Raw genomic sequence first — 20981 nt, forward strand, 5'->3', positions numbered from 1 at the left:
TTCAAAAGTTATCCCCTTGGTATGTTTTCTGTGTTATTATTATCCCATGAGAAAAAAAGAATTAGCACTTATAGTGATTGAAAGATTAAAAAAAGAATATCCTTACAGTGATTGCACCTTGGATTATGATGATGCCTGGAAGCTGCTGGTATCTGTCAGGCTTGCTGCCCAGTGCACAGATGCCAGAGTTAATGAAATCGTTCCACATCTCTATGAAAAATTTCCTACCATCAGCGCTATTGCCGATGCCGATGTAAGTGATGTGGAAGCAATCGTGCGCCCATGTGGCCTTGGCAAATCCAAAGCCAAAGACATCGTTGCCTGTATGAAGATGCTTAGGGATGTTTATGATTGCAAGGTTCCTGATACTATGGAAGAATTATTGGCACTTCCTGGTGTAGGCCGCAAATCTGCCAACCTGATTTTAGGTGACGTTTTTGGCAAGCCTGCCATCGTGACAGACACCCATGCCATCCGCCTTTCTAATAGAATTGGACTTGTAGATAACATAAAAGAGCCAACCAAGGTAGAGATGGCTCTTAGAAAAATTATCCCTTCTGAAGAGGGCAACAACCTTTGCCACAGGCTGGTGGATCACGGACGTGCTATCTGCACCGCCCGCACCGCACCTTACTGTGACAGATGTTGTCTTAATGATGTTTGTAAGAAAAATATATAATTGTTGAACCAAATACCAGAACGCCAATGACAATAATCCCAATAATAATACTTCTTGCATTAGTTGCCTCTTTCACGTCAGGTTCTGAAAGTGCTGTTTTATCATCAATGATTGTTGTTTGCGTTTTTATTTCCTTTTTTGATTTATCATCTACTACTTTTTCTTGTTGTTCCTCTTCGGTAGAACTTGCATCTTCAACTGGGTGGGTAGTTACTTTGGAACCTACATCACTTATTGACTTTGCAGCTTCTGCAGTCTTAGGAACATCAATAGCTGGAATAGTTAATGATTCTGTTGTATTTGTAATTTGTTTCTTATCACCTGTTACTACATTAATTTTTCCACTTGCATTTGTATCATTGCCTATACTTGAATCTGTGTCAGATTGTAATACCAATCTATATGAAGAAACAGGGTCTAATTTTAATTTTCCAGAAACTATATTATTACCATAAATCTTCCATCTACCTGCTGGAAGATTTATTTCTTCTACATTCTTATTAGGATTATATACAATAAGTACTGGCTCTTCTGTTGGTATCGTATATGCGATAACATTTCTTGGAACATCTTCAATGAACGAAATATTTGTTAAAGCATTCCTATCCCTTAAATAATCTTTTCTAAATTTAATTAGTTCCTTATAATATTCAACATTTTTCTTAATCTTATCATCATGTAAGTTATTCCATTTTATGCTATTTACATAGTCTGATACGTTATAACTATTAGTAATTATTTTGCCATTTTCATCTACTTTTGTGCGTAGCATTTCCTCACCAGCTTGCATGAACACAGCACCTGGTGCGGAATAGATGATTGCTGCCGCAAGATTATTTTCACTAATCTTAACTTTCTCATCCCCATCATTAACGAAGCCTATTTTATCCCATAGGGTTGCATCATCATGGCAGCTTACATAATTAATAATCTGATTTGGATTAGTTGTCCACCCAGCATCTCCTACCAGGCTTTCTTTAACTTCCTCTACATTTCCCTTCCCTGTAATATAACCTAGGCTAGTATCATTGCTTCCACCTTTTACTCTGTTTCTGATTGAGTCATCAAAATATCCAACCTGTGGTGTCACATTACTGTTTCTTTGAGTTGAAAATAAAGTACCTTCTTTTGTAGAAATGGTAGGCATGATCCATCCTTCACCATAGATTAATATAGATGGATTTATAGCATGCACTTCTGCTACTATTTCATTCATTGTATCCACATCTATCAATCCAGCAAGATCAAATCTAAAGCCGTCTATGTGGTATTCCTTTACCCAATATAATACGGAGTCAACAATATACTTTTTAACCATTGATCTTTCTGTAGCTGTATCATTTCCACAATAAGAACCATTAGAGTACATACCATCCTCATCTACTCTGGTAAAGTATTGTGGAACAATATTGTTAAAGCAAAAATCATTTGCTGAGAAAACATGATTGTATACAACATCAAGCACCACTCCCATATCTTCTTCATGAATAGCCTTAATCATTTCCTTTGTTTCTTTTACTCTAACATGTCCATCGTATGGATTACTTGAGTATGAACCTTCTGGAGCAAAAAAGTTTTTTGTACCATAACCCCAATTGTATTCAGAAATAGTTTTTTCGTCTAAATATGAATAATCCTGAATTGGCATCAATTGAACATAGTTCACCCCTAAATTCTTTATGTAATCTATACCTGTTATATCTCCATATTCATTTGTTGTATTTTTTTCTGTAAATGCAAGATATTTGCCCCGATTTTCCTCAGAAACGCCTGAGCTTGAATCTGAGGAAAAATCTCTTACACTTATCTCATAAATTATTGACGAGGCCAAATCTGCTATTTCATTAGTATTACAATCCGATTCCCAACCCTTAGGATTTGTGGAATCCAGGTCAATAACCATAGCTCTATCACCATTAATTCCTACGGCCTTAGCATATGGGTCACAAGCCTCGTACACATTGTCTTCTACCTTTACCTTGTATGTGTAATATATACCTTCAAGGTCACCGTCTACCTTAAGACTCCATACGCCCTTCTCTTCCAATTGCAATTCAAGCTCATCTCTAATATCAGAATCCGCGACATCTCCTGAGTCATACAAACAAAGCTTAACCCATTCAGCTGTAGGTGCCCATACCTTGAATATTGTAGAATCTTTAGTATAATTAGCTCCTAAATCATCCTGTAAATAAGTGTACTCGCTTTCAAACGAATCAGATGAGTATTTCTCTGATAAAGATTCCTTATCTTCAAATTTACTTCCAAATACTACATCATCACCATACTCAATCTTTACTTCAGATTCATCATGCTCAATGAAAACATCAATAGTACCGCTAATGATTTCCTTAAGATTTATAAATCTGTCTTCAGCTACATCCTTTTCCCATTCCTGTGTTCTTACTATGAATCCAACTCTTCTAGTATCTGGATATGCTGTCAGTTCAAAATAAACCTCTTCATCCCCCTCTGTAAATTGATTATCTACACCATTTCTGGAATCCTCCCAAGTCCAAAGACTCCATTTCTCATATTCACCATCTGGTCTGTGGTAGTGAAATCTAATTACAGTGTCCTCTTCATTAGCTTGTACTGGCAGCAAAAATGCAGAAAATGATAACAAAATTAGCATCATTGCCAACGCCAGATTCCATGTTTTGAAAAATTTCTTTTTCATTATTATTCTTCTCCTTTTTGTTTTTTATTATTTTAGGAAAAGAACAAAATCTACTATATAAAAAATACTACTTCAACTATCAATTATTTGTCATTGATAACATATCAATAAAATCTTCTACCGAAATATCATTTTTTATTAGAGAAGGCATTAAACTATCAAAGTCCTCTTTAATAATCTTATTCTGCCACTGCAATTGGTAGTTTGGAAATTCACCAGTATGTGAATCATATTCTGCTTGAAATTGTTTTGCTATTGAACTATGTGATTTTGGTTCTTCAGCAGTATTATCCCGTCTATATTCCATAAATAGCTGTGCCCCCTGCAGCACAGCTTCGTCCCCATTATTTACTATAGCCCATGCTGACATTCTATTATCAACCAGCATTACTCCTTGACAAAATGTGGAAAAGCCAGTGTTAAACATAGCCCCCTCTATCTGAGGAACCATCCAGTATCCACCTGGTATCATTGCTGCCTCGCCCGCTATGAACCTGGCTAAAGACTGATCATGACTAATATTTAATGCGTCACTATAGGTATAATCATAAAGTCTGTCCACACATGCCAACATATCCTTGAATGGGTCATTATCAAAGCTTTCAGGTAATATCTCCTTTAAGAATTCTGCTCCCTCTTCATTTCTTGTCATGTACGCTGTGGCAATAAGCACAGCTGACCAATAATCACCGCCACCATGTAGAGCTAACGGAGTATATCCTTCAGCTTTAATAATCTCACAATCCTGAAAGAACTCATCCCAAGTACTTGGATATGATGAAATACCACATTTTCTAAAAATATCATTGTTATAGTACATACCAGCAGATGAATACAAACCATCACTTAATGGATATAAACCATAATACCTATCGTTTTCCTCCATCAACGATAAAAAATCCGAACCAAAAGCTGCATCTGTGATAATGGTAGGCAATTCATCAATTGCATTTAATTCTTTAAGCCTAGTTCTATATCCTTCTTCTGTCTCGCTAATAAGTGTAACATCTAATTGATACTGTCCGGCATATTCCTTATTGAAGCCATCTATCAAATCAGAGTACGTGCTATCTCCACTATCTGGCTCACTTCGAAGTAATATAGGAATAGTTACAACATCAGATTCTCTTGTAGCTGTATTTTTTACTCTATCAATTTCAGTATCACCACATGCTACATTGTTTAAACCCAGTATTATAGTGACAGTTATGCATATTAGCTTTTTAATTACATTCTTAACATTCATCCATATAATCCCCGTCCATTACTAACTCAATGAAACACCTTGTACCATTCTCATAGCTATACACCATATCTACCTTTTGGCACATAATTTTTAAACGTCTTGCTACATTAAGAACACCATATCCACCTTCTTTTGAAACAGGCTTCGTGATATCGGCATTTTGGATACTCTCATTAAGAGTTCTAAGCTTTATAGCATCCATTCCACTTCCATTGTCTGAAACCAAGAATATAATAGAATTACCTTGCCCCTGCTTAACTTCTATGCTAATTTTGCCTCCCTCTTCCATATTAGCGAATCCATGCTTAATGGAATTTTCCACTATTGGCTGCAAAATCAGCTTAGGAACTTTATGTTTACAAAGATTATCCTGACATGTTATTTCATAATCAAACATATTGTTATTTCTAAATTGCTGGATATCCAAATATGATTTAACATGAGTCAGTTCTTCCTCTATTTCTATCACATTATTTCCGTTGGATAGTGTAATTCTAAGAAGCTTTGATAACGAATCTACCATTATCATAATCTTTTCCTGCTTATTAATTCTTGCAAGCATGTATATATTTTCCAAAGTGTTGTATAAAAAATGAGGATGAATCTGATACATCAATGACTCCATTTCAAGTCTACGTGCTTCTTTTTCTTTTGTTTGCACCTGCGTCATCAAATATTTTATTCTATGAAGCATTGTATTATAGGATTTCCCTATTTCATCCAACTCTGTATTTGTGTCTATATGCATTTCTTTAGACAATGATGTCTCTGAAAAATCTTGCATTTCTTTGGAAATCATCTGTACTGGTTCTGAAAAACGTTTTGCAGCACTAAAACTAAACCCTATGGCAAAAATAATTGCCATCCCCATAAAAATAAACATCCAACCTAATGCATTTTCAACAGATTTATATACCTCTTTATCGCTGATATAAGATACCAAATACATGTCCCCATCTACATGATATCTACTGAATACATAACCCTCATCTATCTTTACCATGCCCTCATTCAATATAGACTCCTCGATTTTAGATAAAGTCTCATTGTTTATCTCTTGTTGGCATTTTTTAGCGTATATTTTTCTATCAGGACCTATTAAATAAAAGCTAAACCTATTATCTGTGCAGGCATTCAAGACCTCATCAACCAGGTTAGATTTTATTTCGATAAGAATTCTGTCTGATTCAAATAGAGTATCTATACTTCTAACATTTCTTATAGCAAACAGCTCTACACTATCATCCTTTTTAGTGCTATAGACATTAGCTAAGGGTTGCCAAAATATATGAAGCTTGGCATAATCCAAACTCAAAAGTCTGTCAAACTCTTCATTTTTCAAATTAACGCTATCACCAGAATAAGAGTACACTTGACCACTATTTTTTATATAATATGTACTGCTTTGAACATCATCTGTGTACATTAAAAGATTGTGAAGAAGGTTTTCCTTCTCCTTAACATTCAGCTCATCTTTAAAAATACATTTTTGAACAAATGAATCGATTATGATGGAATCTGTATCCTCTTTAATATCCTGAAAAAGGCTGTCCATTGAATCAGACATTTTGCTAACATTATTCATACCAATGTCTATTATAGCTTCTCGTTCCTCATTAACGAAACTAAGCATTACAAGCAAAAATGAGAATGACAGTCCAAAGATGAGAACTAATGCCAATAATAATATTTTATTTCTTATTCCATATACTTTTTTATTCATACTTATAATTTAGAATCAATTCTGTAATCACTAGGTATTTTTCCAGTTGCTTCTCTAAATATCTTTGTAAAATAGGACGAATTAGCAATTCCAACCCTTCTTCCTATTTCAGAAATGCTTAAATCCGTTGTAACTAATAGTCTTTTTGCAACATCTAACTTTTGGTTCAAAACATATTGCTTAAAGGAACAATTTGTAACCGCTTTAAATATTCTTCCAAAATATACTGGATTAAGATGAACCTGCTCAGCAACTAATCCTATTGTTAAGTCTTCTTCAAGATGTGCTTCTATATATTTACATGCACTGTTCACATATTCATTAGTTCTATGCTTTTCATCCCCTATCGCCATTTGTTTTCTTTTTGAAATAGCATATACTCCCAAGTCATAATACATTCTTACCAACTTGTGAGTAGGATGATTAAACAAAGCTTCATACATTCCCCTAAAACGCTTATATAAATCCTTATCCATTCCATAGCTTTCTCTAAGGAACATTTCTGTATTCAACACCAAATGATGGACGAAAGTACAATCAATTGATTCTTCTGCCACAAACGAATCTAAAAATACTATAAGCTTTGACTTGAATTCTTCCTCATCATTCTTCCTTAGTGCCTGTATTATTCCTGCCTCAACATCATATGGATACCCGGATAAATTATCCTCCATCTCACAATCTTCCATATCAGCGTCCACTTCACAGGCGAAATCATATAACTTCTTAGCAGCTGTAACAGAAGCAATAATCCCTTCTATACCATAATAACCATCAGTAACAGCTGAAATAATATCAAACCCTAAATCTATCTTGGCATTGCTAATGATAAGCTTACATTTGTATGGTTTGTTATTGTTCCCCAAATCTACAATAAAAATTCCACTACCATCAATATTCTTTTTTGTCCAAAGCTTATATTCTTTGGATAATCCGTTTTCAAGATAAGAAAACAGCGTAAATCGTTTTCTATCAAAATCCTCATACTCGCTTATCTTATAAATCACATCCACATCGGCAATTATCGTAGCATAATAATGCTCCTGGGCTCCATCTGAAAGAAAATCTTTACAACCAGTAATAAACTGTTCTTTTGTTAGACTTCCCTCAATCAGTCTACTAATCATATATGTTGGAAAGCTACTTTGATTTTCCTTAAAAATATTTTCCCAAGCCTCAACTGCAACATCCTTTTCCTTATCCTTTGTTACAATTCTATAGACCTTTTCCATGGTCAGTAGCATATCATCATTTATAGGTTTAACAATATAAGCCAAAGCCCCCTTATCACAGGCAGCTTTGGCGTACTCAAAATCTTTATAGGCACTCAACACCACAAATCGTATTTCTGGATTGGTTAAGGCTGCTTTTTCCATCAGCTCTATTCCGTCCATATTTTTCATGCAGATGTCCGTAAGCACAACATCCACTTTTTCGTTTTCAATAATAGATAATGCTTCCTTACCAGACATTGCTGTCCCCACAACCGAAAACCCTACTGATTCCCAATCAAAAGTCTTACTTAGACCTTCGAGAATAATCGGTTCATCATCTACTATTACAAGATTTAATAAATTCATAGTTTCTTTATTTATTCTTTAATACCAAAAATGTTATCGGTGGAATAACTACACAATTCTTATAATCATTCCTAATCCTATTATCGGAAGAAATAAGTTTTTCATACTCTCCTTCAGGAAGATTATAGCTTACTTCTCTATCCTCAGGATTAATAAGAATTAATATCCTTTCATTCTCACAGCTTCCTATTACCATTATGCTTTCATCATCAATGCCCTCTTTGAAACTCTCAAAAACAATATTAGCATAGGTTCTTTTAAATGATATAAGTGACTTATAGTAGTCTATCATATCCTGCTTCTCAGGATCTTTTAATACATTCCAATCTATACTATTTACAAAATCACTAGATTTATAGGAATTAGAAATAAGGTTACCTGCCTCATCTACTTTGGTTCTTCCAAACTCTTCTCCATTAAGTAATAACGTAGTACCTTTTGATACAAAACAAATACCAGCTGCAAGCATACACTGCTTATACAAAATATCATCAGGTAAATGTGAATCTGCCACCTTAAATTTATCAAACAATGTATAATCATCATGACAGCTAACATAATTAATCAGTTGAGTGGAATTTGAAGTGTAATACCTGTTTCCCAACAGACAACTTTTTAGCAGGCTCTTCATCCCACTTGCTCCGTTGCAATATCCCTTTTCTTTTGGATGGAAATTGTCGCCCCTTAAAAGGTTTCTGATAACATCATCAAAATATGCAAACTCCGGTGTCTTAGCTGCATTCATCTGAGTGGCAAGCCTTTTCTTTTCAGTCATTACTGTAGGAAGCTCCCAGCCTTCTCCGTGAAATATAACATCTGGTCTAATGGCATGTACTTTGGCAACTAATTCATTGATAGTATCCACATCAATAAGACCAACCAAATCAAATCTAAAGCCATCTATGTGGTACTCCTTAGTCCAATATAGAATATTATCAACTATAAATTTGCTGACCATATATCGTTCTGAGGCTGTATCATTGCCACAAAACGAGCCGTTGCTATATGTTCCCTCATTGCTTATTCTAGAAAAATACCCAGGTACAATTTTGTTAAAACAAAAATCCTTAGCATCAAATACATGGTTTAAAACAACATCCATTACAACACTAAGTCCCTTATTATGGCAAGCCATAATCATTTCCTTTAACTCTATTATTCTTGCCTTAGGGTTATATGGGTCTGTTGAATATGAGCCCTCCACCGAAAAATAATTTTTGGGATCATAACCCCAGTTAAAGCTCGGATTTTTTTCATCAACACTACCGAAATCATATATTGGAAGAAACTGAATATGTGTTACTCCCAAATCTGCAATGTAATTAAGTCCTACCTTACTACCCTCATTAGCAGTCTCAGTTACACCCTTGAACAATCCTTTGTGCTTCACATTAGAAGAATCAGATATAGTCAAATCTCGTACATGAGCTTCATAGATAACTCGCTCATTTGCTTGAAGAGATGCATTTGGATTTTTATCACTGTTCCACCCCTTAGGATTTGTTGTTTCTAAATCCACAATAGCTGCCCTATCTCCATTTATGCCAACAGCAATTGCATATGGATCACAGGCCTCTGTCAAATCATTATTCCTTTTTATTAGATATGTATAGTAGCAATTTAAAAAACATTTCCCTGCATTCGCAACAAATACACCTTTTCCTTCATTTGTCATTGGGATTTTAGTCTTACTTACTCTATCAAGAATATCTCCTGATTCATAAATGACAACCCAAACACTATCTGCCTCTGGTGCCCACAAACGAAATTCAATACCTTCCTTTGTCACCTTAAGACCTAATGGACCATCATAATTGAAATTGTTATTAAATTCTTCTGATATTTTTCCTTTGTATAAATTCATTTCTACCCCTTCGATGCGCCACTAGTTATTCCTTCTACATAATATCTCTGTAGCGCCATAAACAATATTGATATTGGAATTGAAACCAGTACACAACCAGCAGCAAACTGAGTGTAATACTCGGATATAAATTCTCTTTCCAGCATCTTAGCTAATCCAATAGCAACTGTATATTTATCATAATTATCTCCCATTATTACTGAGGCAAAGATATAATCAACCCACGGCCCCATAAACGATGTAAGAATTGTGGTCACGGCTATAGGTTTAGATAATGGCAAAATAATCTTAGTAAATATTTGAAGCCTTGTAGCTCCCTCAAGGCTAGCTGCCTCCTCCATAGACTTAGATATTGTATCAAAAAATCCTTTTGCCACAAAGAATCCTGCTCCTGATGCTCCTGAGTATACCATAACTAAGGCCAATAATGATTGTGTTATTCCAAGGCCTTTTAAAATATAGTATACGGCTATCATCGACATAAATCCTGGAAACATCCCAAGAATCATGGCCATATTCATAAAAGGTTTTCTCATTCTGAATCTTAGTCTACTCATGCAAAATGATACTGACAACACAAAAATAGTAGATATTAGGCAGCTGAATATTGCAACTAGCAATGTGTTACCAAACCATTTTGCAAAATGAAACTGCTCTGTTTCAAATAACAGCCTTCTATAATTATCTAAAGTATAAGCCTTTGGAAAAAAGTAGGATGTGTAAGATCCTTTTTCCTTTCTAAATGATGCAATTATAACCCAGAAAATAGGAAATAGCCAAACAACAGAAAGTAACACTAAGCCTATATGGGATACAACTGATTTTATTCTTGCTTTAGCTCTCATTATTGGAATCCCTCCTCATTTTTGTAAGCAGAAGTCCTATGATAGGTTAATAATGAAACTACTGCTGAAATAATAAATACCAAAATACCAATTGTAGAAGCATAACAATAATCTTTACTTCCTACCGTAAGCTTATATAACCAAGTTACCAGCAAATCAGTCTTTCCTGCCTGGTAATAATCAATTGTACTTGGACCTCCTGCAGTTAAAAGATAGATAACGTTAAAGTTATTAACATTGCCTATAAACTGAGTAATCAGATAGGGAGTCATAACAAAAATTATGTATGGCAATGTAATCTTTCTAAAAATAGTAAGTGTATTGGCGCCATCTATTTTAGCTGCCTCATATAACTCGCCTGGAATATTCATAAGAATTCCTGTAACAATCATCATGGTATAAGGCGCACCAATCCACAAATTCACTAATATAACAGTGACCCTGGCCCAAGTGGCATTTGTCCAAAATGGCAATGGATTATCAATTAGTCCTATTTCTTTTAATAGCACATTAATTGCACCCTCAGACTGAAGCATCGTTCTGATGATCAATAATGAAACAAATTGTGGTACAGCCACACTGGTGGCTAAAACTGAACGCCATAATTTTTTTATCTTTACATAAGGAGAATTAATCCACATTGCAAGTACTAACCCGAATAAGAAGCATGTAATTGTAGCAACTATAGCCCACACTACAGTCCATCCTAAAATAGGCCAGAAGCTTTTTCCTAAAGGAGAATTTTTGCTTAAAATTACAAAAAAATTATCAAGTCCTACCCAGTCAAATAATTTTCCTGGTGGTTGATGATCGTGATTATAATTTGTAAAAGCTACTAATATCATGTATAAAAGCGGCAAAACAGAAAACGCCAAAATTCCTATGATTGGTAAAGCAAGAAGTGTAATATGCACCTTTGAATCTAAAAAAAGGCCTATATCCTCCTTAATAGTTAACGGTCTTTTTCCCTTCTCTATAGCTTCCTGTGCCAAATATGCTGATTCCACACTTAGTCTTGCAACAATTATCAAGCTAACAATAATCATCAAACACAAGGTGCCAAACAATAGAAGGAGCATAGAATTATCTCCGTCCACCAGGATTTCTATGCCCTTTCTTTCATCCATCACCCAGCCCTGCTCTTGGGTTCCCAATGTAAAAAGACCCTTTAATGCATCGAGTCCATAAAAAACAAAATAAAGCACATAGGTAATTTCCACACAAAGAAATATTAACCCCTTTACTATTTGACCTCTCATAATATTACCAAAACCAAATATCAACAAAGATAGTTTGGTAATGCTATCGCCTTTTTTTAATGTTTTAAACATTACTACATTCCTTTCTAAAAAATAGACTCCCTAAAGTAACTTCAGAGAGTCTAAAGTAAGCTTTCTATCTAATTATTCTCCAAGTTTTGCAAGAATGCTTTCCACTAATATATCAAGTGATTGCTGCATATTTTCATGTGTAATATTTCCAGCAATGCAATCCTGACCAAAAGCTTCCATAGGTGACCAGAAATTAGAAATCTGTGGATTTGATGTCTGAACTGTTGATGCAAGTTCAACCTGCTCTGCCAAAGCACTTACAGCAGGATTTGAAGCTAACAATTCTTTATCTTCTACTAATGTATTGCAGACTGGTGTAGACGAACGTTGCTCAAAACGTAACTTCTGAACCTTTTCAGATGTAATATAATTTGCTAGTGCCATTGCCTCTAATGGATACTTTGTCTGAGCATTTACACCATAAATATTAAAATTAACAATTGGACTAGGCTGAATTTCCTTATCCTCTGTTATATTTACAGTTGGAAAAGTAGTAACTCCAAAATCATCACCTAAAGATTCCTTGATTGCTACTGCATTCCAGGTTCCTGTTATGGCAGCTCCAAGTGTTCTATCTGCAAATCCTGATAACAATAAAGTATCATCATAATTTCCTACTTTTTTATTATGTGTTAAATCGAGGATGTAATTTCCTACTTCTAAACCATTTTCATTATTAAATGAACATTCTGTAGCATCCTGACCATCGGTTCCAAACAATGTACAGCCGTTTCCAAAAAAGAAGCTGGCCATGTACCAACCATTATCCAAATCCATTGCAAAATTTATATCACTGCCTAAATCCTTTTCAAGCATTGTATCCAGGTTTTTAACCTCATCTTCTGTATATTTTGATTTATCGTAATACATGATGTAAGAATTCGATGTGGAAGGGTAACCATAAAGATTACCATCAAGTACCGCTGCATCAACTGCTGTTTTTGTTGTTCTTTGCTCTATTTCTTCTCTGTCAGATGTAATCTTATAAAGAGTTCCCGCTGTAACAAGACCATATAGTTGGTCTGATGCAAATTCAAATACATCAGCTGCTGCTTCAGTATCTTTTAAGACCTCGTCCTTGGCATCTGCTGAGCTTACAACCGCAAGCTCTATATCCCAGCCAGCTGCCTCTGGAAAATCCTTCTTGAAGTCATCGATTGCTTCCTGCAAATATGCCTGATCATCCTGGGATCCCCATAGCTTTAGCTTGGCATCACTAGCATATAAGCTTTCATCATCTGTTAATTCTTTGCTACTTCCTACATTCTCAGTTGTGCCGCAACCTACTAGCCCCAATACAATAGAACCGCTTAATACTAAACTTAATAATCTTTTTTTCATAAAAAAACCTATCCCTTTCTTTTAAGATAGGGATAGGTTATCAAAAATAAAAATATCCAAATATAAATTTTTAAATCTTGTATATCAAAAAATAAACTTACTATGCTCTTTTTCTAAAGATTACAATTCCTGCTCCAGCTGCTGCAATTACTAGTATAATCACAACTACAGCTACTGGATTAACTCCCTTAGATTCAACTGCAGCTTCATCTACAGCCTCTGGAGTTTCTTCATCTGCAATTGTTGTTTCAGTTGTTGTATCATCAGCATCTTCCGATGTATCTGAAACTACTTCCTCTGTTGTTTCATCTTCTACCTCAGCATCTTCTTCTGTAGCTTCTTCCTCTACTGATTCAGCCTTAGCTGTTTTTGTAGAAGATTTTGTGCTCTTCTTAGTAGAGGCATCAGTTGTCTTTGTTACATTTCCAGCTGCTGGAACTGTTGCATCAGCAATTGTTGTTGTGCTTGCTACAGGTGTTGTAACAGTAGTGCTTGACTGGGAGCTTGAGCTACTTGTAGAAGCTGAGCTGCTTGATGAACCAGCGCTACTTGAAGAACCTGAGCTGCTTGATGAACCTGAGCCACCTGATGTACTTGGAGTGCTTGGAGTACTTGGTGTGCTTGGCTCAGATGGTGTCTCTGGCTCTTTTTCTGTATCTTCCTGCTTTAGCTCATCAGCTGAAGGTCTTGTTGCTGTAAACAATGCTGTTGCAATCTTATCAACACTGTCGCCATCATTTACTCTAACTACAATGCCTTCATTGAATATGTCATGTTCTGCTGCACTTACTTGAAGTGGTGCAAATGCTGACTTAATAGCATTAAGGAATGATGTAACAACATTCTCTTCTTCTACTGGCTCAGTAGCATCATCTTCATTCTGAACATCACTATCTGTACTTGTCTTGCTATTAGACTCATTAATATCTTCATTTACTATCTCTTCCTTTGATTCCTCAGTTTGCTTATCACTATTTTCTAAAGAATCTTCAGCAGTCTCATCATTAACAGCCTCATCATTAGAAGCTTCTTCATCTAACTCTTCTTTATCTGCTTCCTCTGACTTCTCTTCACTGTAAAGCATGTCATTTGGAACATTTACTGAATACCAGCCGTTACCAATGTGAGCCATCTTCTTACCAGGATATGCTCCAAGTAAATCCTGCTGCTTTTCATCTATCGCATATACGAATGTATCCTTAGGGAATTCTTTATTATCAAGCTTTACATAAACCTTTGTCTGGCCTTCAACCTCTGACTCTTCCTCGTCGATAGCCTTGTTAATTTCCTCAGGAGTTTCAGGAGTATCTGGCTCATCCTTCTCTTCCTTTAATGTGCTTTCGTAAATGTTCTTTATCTCGCTACCTGTAAGGGCTGTATCGTATATACGAACATCATCAAACATTGCATTTCTAACATCTTCATCTGTCCAAATATCTCCGGCGCCTACCATTACATGGTTAGCATTTTGGATTGCTGCACCTTGTCCCGAGAAGCAATTTGAAATATCTTTTTTATCGTATACTATCTCATTTCCATTCAGATATACCTTAATTCCATTTGGAGCTACTGTGTAGGTTACAAGCTGCCATTTGTTTGTAAGGTCACTGTAAGATAAGCCTGGAACTGCATCTGAATAATCATTTGCATTAATTCTTCCAATTAGGTTTGCTCCAATTCTAGTCATTGGATATGTTCCTGTAGATGCTCCATCTGCCAGCCAATCTGCTTCAAACAATGCACTGTGCTCCCATGTAGATGAATCAATATTTACCCACATACTTACAGTGTATCCAGCTTTATCCACATTGGAAAATACATCGCTTGGTAGTGATAAATAGTTTACCTGCTTGTTGCCAGCTTCATTTTCAAGCTTAAGCACCTGACCTCTTTCTTCATCAGTAACCACCTTAGCATCACCCTTAAGTGTTGCAGCGCTATCTTTTGTAGATGCTGATGTAGCACTAACAGCATCTCCATCAACACTATCAAAATCGTAGCCTACGATTACCTTTGGAGCATCATATACAAGCACCTTAAATGTAGCATCAGTGCTGTAACTATTAACTGTAACTTTGCCTGTAAGAGTAACCTCTGTATCTGATGAAGGGGTGCCTACCTTACCATCAGCTGAAAGTACAGCCTGATTATCTGATAACCATTCAATCTTGGCCTTGCCAAGCTCAGTAGGAAGCTGAATATTCTCACGTGTAGATTCAGGAATAATATCCTTAAGCTGCTCAATCACCTTGCCTACAGCTATTTCATCTGTTTCCTCGTATTTGCTTCCCCAGATTGCCAGGTTGTTATTTCCATTTGCAGTAAATGTCATGGTCTTCTCACCATTGTCATTTGTCTGCTCAAAGAACACACCCTTGTAGGTTGCGTTATCTGCGTTGATTGTTACGTAAGTATAATCACGGTCTGTAGCATCTGCCATTGTCCATGTACCTGTTACATCTCCTGTAACTGTGCCGTCTGCATTAAGGGCAACTGACTGAGTAGAAATCATGCTACCGTCCTTTTCCCCATTGCCATGATTTACATATTCGTATGTACCAACCACATCATCCATTGTGTACTTTTGAATCTGCTCATTTCTGTTTTCGTAAACAGCTGTTACAAGCCAGTCATCCTCATTTAAGAACTGCTGATGTACTCTTACCTCATGTCCCTCTCCTCTTGAAGAATCAAGGAATCTCTGGTGATAGATGAGATAATATTTTCCATCATCTGTAATGAGTGCTGAGTTGTGACCTGCTGCACGATAACCAGGCTGGCCATAGAACTGATAGTTACCAATAAGCTTTGTACCATACTGATAGCAGTTCTTACCACTGCCAGCTGCATTCTTTCCTGATGCATCCTCGTATGGTCCCATTGGATTCTTAGAACGGAATAATCTCATGTTATATCCGCCTGTTGTTGTAAGACCACCGTATGTTTCATACATGTAATAGTAGCCAGTATTCTTATCGTACTCGATGTAAGGGCCTTCGCCTGACTGATGATTTCCACCAGCGATGTGTACACCAAAGTATCTATCAACAGTATTTCCACTTGTTGCATCTACCCCATCCTTACCTGGATAGATTGCCTCACCTGTTGCCTGATCAATTTCTAGAATGAAAAGACCACCTGACCAAGAGCCATATACCATGTAAAGGTGTTCCCCTGTTGCATCATAAAAAAGGGTTGGGTCAATGGCGTTTGGCGCGTAGTTGTTATTCCAGCTACCATCTGAGTTGAAACACTTCCATGTGCTTACATCCCCATCAATCTTCCCCTCAGCAATAAGCTTGTTAAATGGAAGATAGTCATTTGTGTATGTAGTATCTCTTGTACTGTTTCCGTCATAATTTACCTTGCCAGTATTGGTAAATCCTGAGTATACTACTGTTCCACCGTAGCTATAGCCACCGTCAGCTCTGTCGCTAACCATATAGCCAATGCATGAACGACGCCATGTAGATGATGCACTATAATAGAGCATGTATGCACCCTTGTGACCGTCAGCCCACTCATAATTTGGATTGTAGATTACATCTGGTGCCCAAACCGCATAGCCACCCTTGCAATCTCCGTCATCATAGCCTGCCCACTTAAATGACTCGGCCAGATTCTCCTTTACGTTTCCATAGATTGGATTGTTTTCTACGCTTTGATAATCTGTAGAAACCTGTGTCCAGTTTACTAAATCTGATGATTTAGCAGTTGCAATGTGTGATCCAAATACGTAGTACTCATCATTGTACTCAAAAATAGATGGATCATGTACCATAACCCTGCTAATGCTTTCTGCCGCATTTGCATTCAGCGAACCAAGGCTTGAATTTGGAATCGCTGGCAGGACCATTGCTGTTGCCATAGAAAGTGCTATGGCTTTCTTCATTCTTCTCTTCATCTGTTCCCCCTGCTTTCCTTTCTCTATACTTTAGATTATTCTAAACTATTTTAGTTCGAATAGTCTTTACTACAAATATATACCCCATAGCTATTTCCCATTCAATAGATTTTGTCATTTTTTCGTCCAAAAATCATATTTTTGTAAAATAGTTTAGCATTTACTATTCTATTTTTGTCAATTTTTCACAAGGGTGTACTGATGATATTTCGTGGTCATGCACAAAAAAGACATGACCATCTGGCCATGCCTTTATAAGTATTATTCTATTCGTATCTAAGTGCATCAATAGGATTAAGCTTAGCTGCCTTATTAGCTGGGTAATATCCAAAGAAAATACCAATCGCCATAGAAAATCCTACCGCAATTACGATACTTGAAAGAGAAACCGATGCCTCATATCCCATTAGCTTAACAGCTACTGTTCCAAGTACAATACCAAAGATAATACCAATGATACCACCAATCAAACAGATAACCACTGATTCGGTAATGAACTGTAATCTGATTGAGCCATTGGTTGCGCCTAGGGCTTTTCTAGTTCCTATCTCCTTAGTTCGTTCTGTAATAGAAACAAGCATGATGTTCATAACACCGATACCACCTACCACAAGAGATATTCCTGCAATAACTGAAAGCGCAAGCTGAATCGCACCAATCATGGTATTCATCTGATCCATCATAGATGTCATAGATACAACCATAACTTCGTATGCGTCATTTCGCGAATAATAATTAATATTAAAGAAATCTCTTACCTTTGTAGCAAACTCATCATTGTTTGTATTGACAGATGTTACCAAAGTGAAGTAATAATCACCCTTATTCTGATTATGATTTGCCACTCTGGCTGTCTCATAAGGAATAATCAATTCTGTTGTAGGATTATCTGAAACACCAAATGTGAACTGTTCCTGAACATATTCGTACACGCCTACCACATAATAGCTATAATAGGTACCAGCTACATTTACCTCTATCTGCTTACCTAAAACAGCATCATTATCTCCATTGTAAAGACGCTCTACCAATTTATCAGTAACAAGGCAAACCTTCTTAGCATTATCAAAATCACGATTTAAAAATGCTCTTCCGGCAATAACTGTTCTATCTTTAAACTCAAAGTTATCTTTGTTATAACCAATTATTTGCACATTAGCGCTTTTGCTACCTTCGGTAACCTTTCCCTTCTCACCAACATTCTCATACTTAAGAACATATTTAATATCATCTGGGAATTCTGCCCTAAAAGCATCAAGCATTTCCTTGGTTATCAAATCCTGGTCTGTCATATCACGTACATAACCTGAACCATAATTAGCCCCGGAATCAGATGATTTATTCTCCTGAGATTTTTGCATAACACCCATCTCTAAGTTGTTGGCACCAAGGTCTTGCATAGTGCTATTAACTATGGAGGTAATAGAATTTCCTACTGTCATTATGGCAATAACTGAGGCGATACCGATGATGATTCCAAGCATTGTCAGAAGGGAACGCATGATATTAGCCTTTAGTCCTGCTAAAGCAACAAGGATGTTTTCTGTAAATAGCATTTACTCCACCTCCTTTGCTGCCCTATTCCAGCGACCGGCAGATTCACCTATGATGTTGCCATCTTTAAGTGTAATGATTCGCTCTGTCTCCTGTGAAAGCTCTGGTGAGTGAGTGATAAGAACGATTGTCTTGCCCTGCTCCTCATGAAGCTTGTGGAAAATATCCATAATCATTCTACCAGTTGCAGAATCAAGAGCACCTGTAGGTTCGTCAGCTAATATAATTGCAGGGTCATTTGCCATAGCTCTTGCAATAGCAACACGCTGCTTCTGACCACCTGAAAGCTCATCAGGATTATGATGCATTCTATCTGTCATATCTACTTCTGCAAGAAGCATCTTTGCTCGCTCTGTTCGCTCAGCGCGTCCCATTCCTGCGTACATCATAGGAAGCTCCACATTTTTAAGAGCGTTTGTACGAGCAATTAGATTGTAAGTCTGAAACACGAATCCAATCTTCTTATTTCTTAAAGCTGAAAGCTCATGATCCTTCGCTTTTTCAATATCTATTCCATCAAGAGTGTACTCTCCTGCGGTAGGTCTGTCCAAGGCTCCAATGATATTCATCAGTGTGGATTTACCTGAACCAGACTGACCTACTATTGAAACAAATTCGCCCTTCTTTACTGTAAAGTTTAGGCCATGTAAAACCTCAAACTCATTTGGTGTTCCAATAAAGAAGCTTTTATGAATATTGCGAAGGTCAAGCATAATATTATCTTCCAATTTATTATCCTCCGCTATTCTTCTGTTGAAATCTCCATGTAATCCATAATATTTGTACTTGGAGCATCCTTAACGATTGCCTCTACTGTCATGCCTTCCTTAAGGCCTTCGCCCTTGATTTCTACATAGTAATCACTTTCAAGACCTGTAGTTACATAAACATTTTTCTTAGTGCCGTCTTTCTTTACTACTGCAACGAAATCCTTACCCTTATCATCTTGCTGAATGCAATCGTATGGAACTGATAATACATTAGCAACAGAATCTAATATGACACTTGCCTTAGCTGTCATACCTACTCGTAATCTATCATCTTTATCATTAAGCTTGATTTTGATTTTATAGTTTGCTACACCTGATGTCCCCTGAGCAGCCTGAGGATTCTGACCAGAAATTGAACCTTCAGAAGCTATAGAAACAAATGTTACTTCACCGCCAAACTCCTCGTCTCCTGTTGCTTCAAACTTAATATTTGCTGGTAGTCCCTGGGCAATATTTGCAATATCATATTCATTAACAGTAGCATCTACAACAAATCCGCTAGTATCAGCTATGGTAAATACGGTATTACCCTGTGTATAGTTATTACCAACATCTACATTCATAGTAATAATGTATCCGGAAATTGGTGCAGATACATGTGTCTTTTCCATGCTCTCATATACATCATCCTTAGCATCTACCTGAGTATATGTCTGAGCATAATTCTGCTTAAGCTGAGCAAGCTCTATCTGATTCTGATATGTTTGAATCTGAAGATTAAGTGTTTCAATTTCGTCCTGTGTTTTTTCGTAGATTTCAATAGTTACAGGCTCTGCTCTACCAGCTGCAATAGCTGATTGCTCATCCCATCTCTTTTTCACATCATCAGTACGATACTTTTCGTATTGCTGAAATGCATCCTTAATATCTTCATATATATATTTATTATCATCTAAATATTTCTGCTTTTTAGCTAACTGAGTCTGAGCATCTTTAATCTTCTGCTGCAAATCAGCTATATCTATTTCAGACTGTCTGTTTTCAATATTATGCTGGGCATTTAATTCTGCAATCTTTCTGTTGTAATCATCACCGTCAAATTCAACTACAACATCACCTGCGTTAACATAGTCACCCTCTTCAAAATTAATTTTTGAAACCTTAATGCCTGTTACACCTGTTCCACCTATTGTGGATGTAACAGTAGCCTTATTGTTGGCCTTAAGTGTACCTGTTACTGCAACAGACTGCTGCAAATCCATCTTCTTAATCTCTGATGTAACAGGCTCATTTGCTGCCTCTTCAATAGCCTTCTTGGCAACCTGTGCATTATGCCAAATAAATCCAACAATGACTGCTATAATCGCAAGAACAATAACTAACTTTAGATGCTTCTTAAAGAAGCCTCCAATACCTTTTAGAACCTTCACTTTTCATCCTCCTTGGCGCCCACAAAAGCGCATTTATTCATATTCACACTTGGTAATTAGTGTAAATTTATGTCTTATCAATGTAAATAGATAT

Annotated in this window: 13 protein-coding genes; 1 reads left to right on the top strand and 12 read right to left on the bottom strand. The window is 36.4% G+C overall.

Annotation, left to right across the window (positions count from 1 at the left end):
- The first annotated feature begins 46 nt into the window (after window positions 1-46).
- Entirely contained in the window at window positions 47-679 is a 633-nt protein-coding gene (locus IJ535_RS07485) for an endonuclease III domain-containing protein (protein ID WP_294300818.1), read from the top strand.
- On the opposite strand, the gene pulA (IJ535_RS07490) is transcribed toward IJ535_RS07485, so the two are convergent.
- The 12 genes from pulA (IJ535_RS07490) to IJ535_RS07545 form a co-directional block, all read right to left on the bottom strand.
- Window positions 651-3359: a type I pullulanase gene (pulA, locus tag IJ535_RS07490; RefSeq protein ID WP_294300820.1), complete on the bottom strand. Its 2709-nt coding sequence runs from the start codon at window positions 3357-3359 to the stop codon at window positions 651-653. The two genes, IJ535_RS07485 and pulA (IJ535_RS07490), sit on opposite strands and share 29 nt — an antisense overlap.
- A gap of 79 nt (window positions 3360-3438) precedes the next feature.
- Window positions 3439-4605 (bottom strand): ABC transporter substrate-binding protein, encoded by a 1167-nt coding sequence (locus IJ535_RS07495; RefSeq protein WP_294300821.1) that lies wholly within the window; start codon window positions 4603-4605, stop codon window positions 3439-3441.
- The gene (locus tag IJ535_RS07500) at window positions 4595-6328 is read right to left on the bottom strand and encodes a sensor histidine kinase (protein ID WP_294300824.1); all 1734 of its coding nucleotides are present in this window, start codon (window positions 6326-6328) and stop codon (window positions 4595-4597) included. Before IJ535_RS07500 ends, IJ535_RS07495 begins: the two co-directional genes overlap by 11 nt.
- 2 nt (window positions 6329-6330) lie before the next feature.
- The gene (locus tag IJ535_RS07505; RefSeq protein WP_294300826.1) at window positions 6331-7908 is read right to left on the bottom strand and encodes a response regulator transcription factor; all 1578 of its coding nucleotides are present in this window, start codon (window positions 7906-7908) and stop codon (window positions 6331-6333) included.
- Between the two features lie 7 nt (window positions 7909-7915).
- Entirely contained in the window at window positions 7916-9772 is a 1857-nt protein-coding gene (pulA, locus tag IJ535_RS07510; RefSeq protein ID WP_294300828.1) for a type I pullulanase, read from the bottom strand.
- 2 nt (window positions 9773-9774) lie between these two features.
- A complete protein-coding gene (locus tag IJ535_RS07515) occupies window positions 9775-10617 on the bottom strand; it encodes a sugar ABC transporter permease (RefSeq protein WP_294300830.1) in 843 nt (280 codons plus the stop codon).
- Complete coding sequence (locus tag IJ535_RS07520) at window positions 10617-11948, bottom strand: carbohydrate ABC transporter permease (RefSeq protein ID WP_294300835.1); 1332 nt, start codon at window positions 11946-11948, stop codon at window positions 10617-10619. The genes IJ535_RS07515 and IJ535_RS07520 overlap by 1 nt, the downstream gene beginning before the upstream one ends.
- A 72-nt stretch (window positions 11949-12020) precedes the next feature.
- Window positions 12021-13289, bottom strand: coding sequence for an extracellular solute-binding protein (locus IJ535_RS07525; RefSeq protein ID WP_294300839.1), 1269 nt, complete (start codon window positions 13287-13289; stop codon window positions 12021-12023).
- A 100-nt stretch (window positions 13290-13389) separates the two neighbouring features.
- Entirely contained in the window at window positions 13390-17193 is a 3804-nt protein-coding gene (locus IJ535_RS07530; protein WP_294300844.1) for a lipocalin-like domain-containing protein, read from the bottom strand.
- A 266-nt stretch (window positions 17194-17459) separates the two neighbouring features.
- The gene (locus IJ535_RS07535; RefSeq protein WP_294300845.1) at window positions 17460-18749 is read right to left on the bottom strand and encodes an ABC transporter permease; all 1290 of its coding nucleotides are present in this window, start codon (window positions 18747-18749) and stop codon (window positions 17460-17462) included.
- Window positions 18750-19475, bottom strand: coding sequence for an ABC transporter ATP-binding protein (locus IJ535_RS07540; protein WP_330619537.1), 726 nt, complete (start codon window positions 19473-19475; stop codon window positions 18750-18752).
- A 14-nt stretch (window positions 19476-19489) separates the two neighbouring features.
- Entirely contained in the window at window positions 19490-20887 is a 1398-nt protein-coding gene (locus IJ535_RS07545) for an efflux RND transporter periplasmic adaptor subunit (protein WP_294300849.1), read from the bottom strand.
- Window positions 20888-20981: the final 94 nt, after the last annotated feature.

The organism is Pseudobutyrivibrio sp. (genome assembly GCF_017471675.1).
Classification (GTDB): Bacteria; Bacillota; Clostridia; order Lachnospirales; family Lachnospiraceae; genus Pseudobutyrivibrio.

Bases quoted from the DNA above. Each gene is read 5' to 3' on its own strand.
- IJ535_RS07485 (WP_294300818.1), top strand. From the start codon at position 47: ATGAGAAAAAAAGAATTAGCACTTATAGTGATTGAAAGATTAAAAAAA.
- pulA (WP_294300820.1), bottom strand. From the start codon at position 3,359: ATGAAAAAGAAATTTTTCAAAACATGGAATCTGGCGTTGGCAATGATG.
- IJ535_RS07495 (WP_294300821.1), bottom strand. From the start codon at position 4,605: ATGAATGTTAAGAATGTAATTAAAAAGCTAATATGCATAACTGTCACT.
- IJ535_RS07500 (WP_294300824.1), bottom strand. From the start codon at position 6,328: ATGAATAAAAAAGTATATGGAATAAGAAATAAAATATTATTATTGGCA.
- IJ535_RS07505 (WP_294300826.1), bottom strand. From the start codon at position 7,908: ATGAATTTATTAAATCTTGTAATAGTAGATGATGAACCGATTATTCTC.
- pulA (WP_294300828.1), bottom strand. From the start codon at position 9,772: ATGAATTTATACAAAGGAAAAATATCAGAAGAATTTAATAACAATTTC.
- IJ535_RS07515 (WP_294300830.1), bottom strand. From the start codon at position 10,617: ATGAGAGCTAAAGCAAGAATAAAATCAGTTGTATCCCATATAGGCTTA.
- IJ535_RS07520 (WP_294300835.1), bottom strand. From the start codon at position 11,948: ATGTTTAAAACATTAAAAAAAGGCGATAGCATTACCAAACTATCTTTG.
- IJ535_RS07525 (WP_294300839.1), bottom strand. From the start codon at position 13,289: ATGAAAAAAAGATTATTAAGTTTAGTATTAAGCGGTTCTATTGTATTG.
- IJ535_RS07530 (WP_294300844.1), bottom strand. From the start codon at position 17,193: ATGAAGAGAAGAATGAAGAAAGCCATAGCACTTTCTATGGCAACAGCA.
- IJ535_RS07535 (WP_294300845.1), bottom strand. From the start codon at position 18,749: ATGCTATTTACAGAAAACATCCTTGTTGCTTTAGCAGGACTAAAGGCT.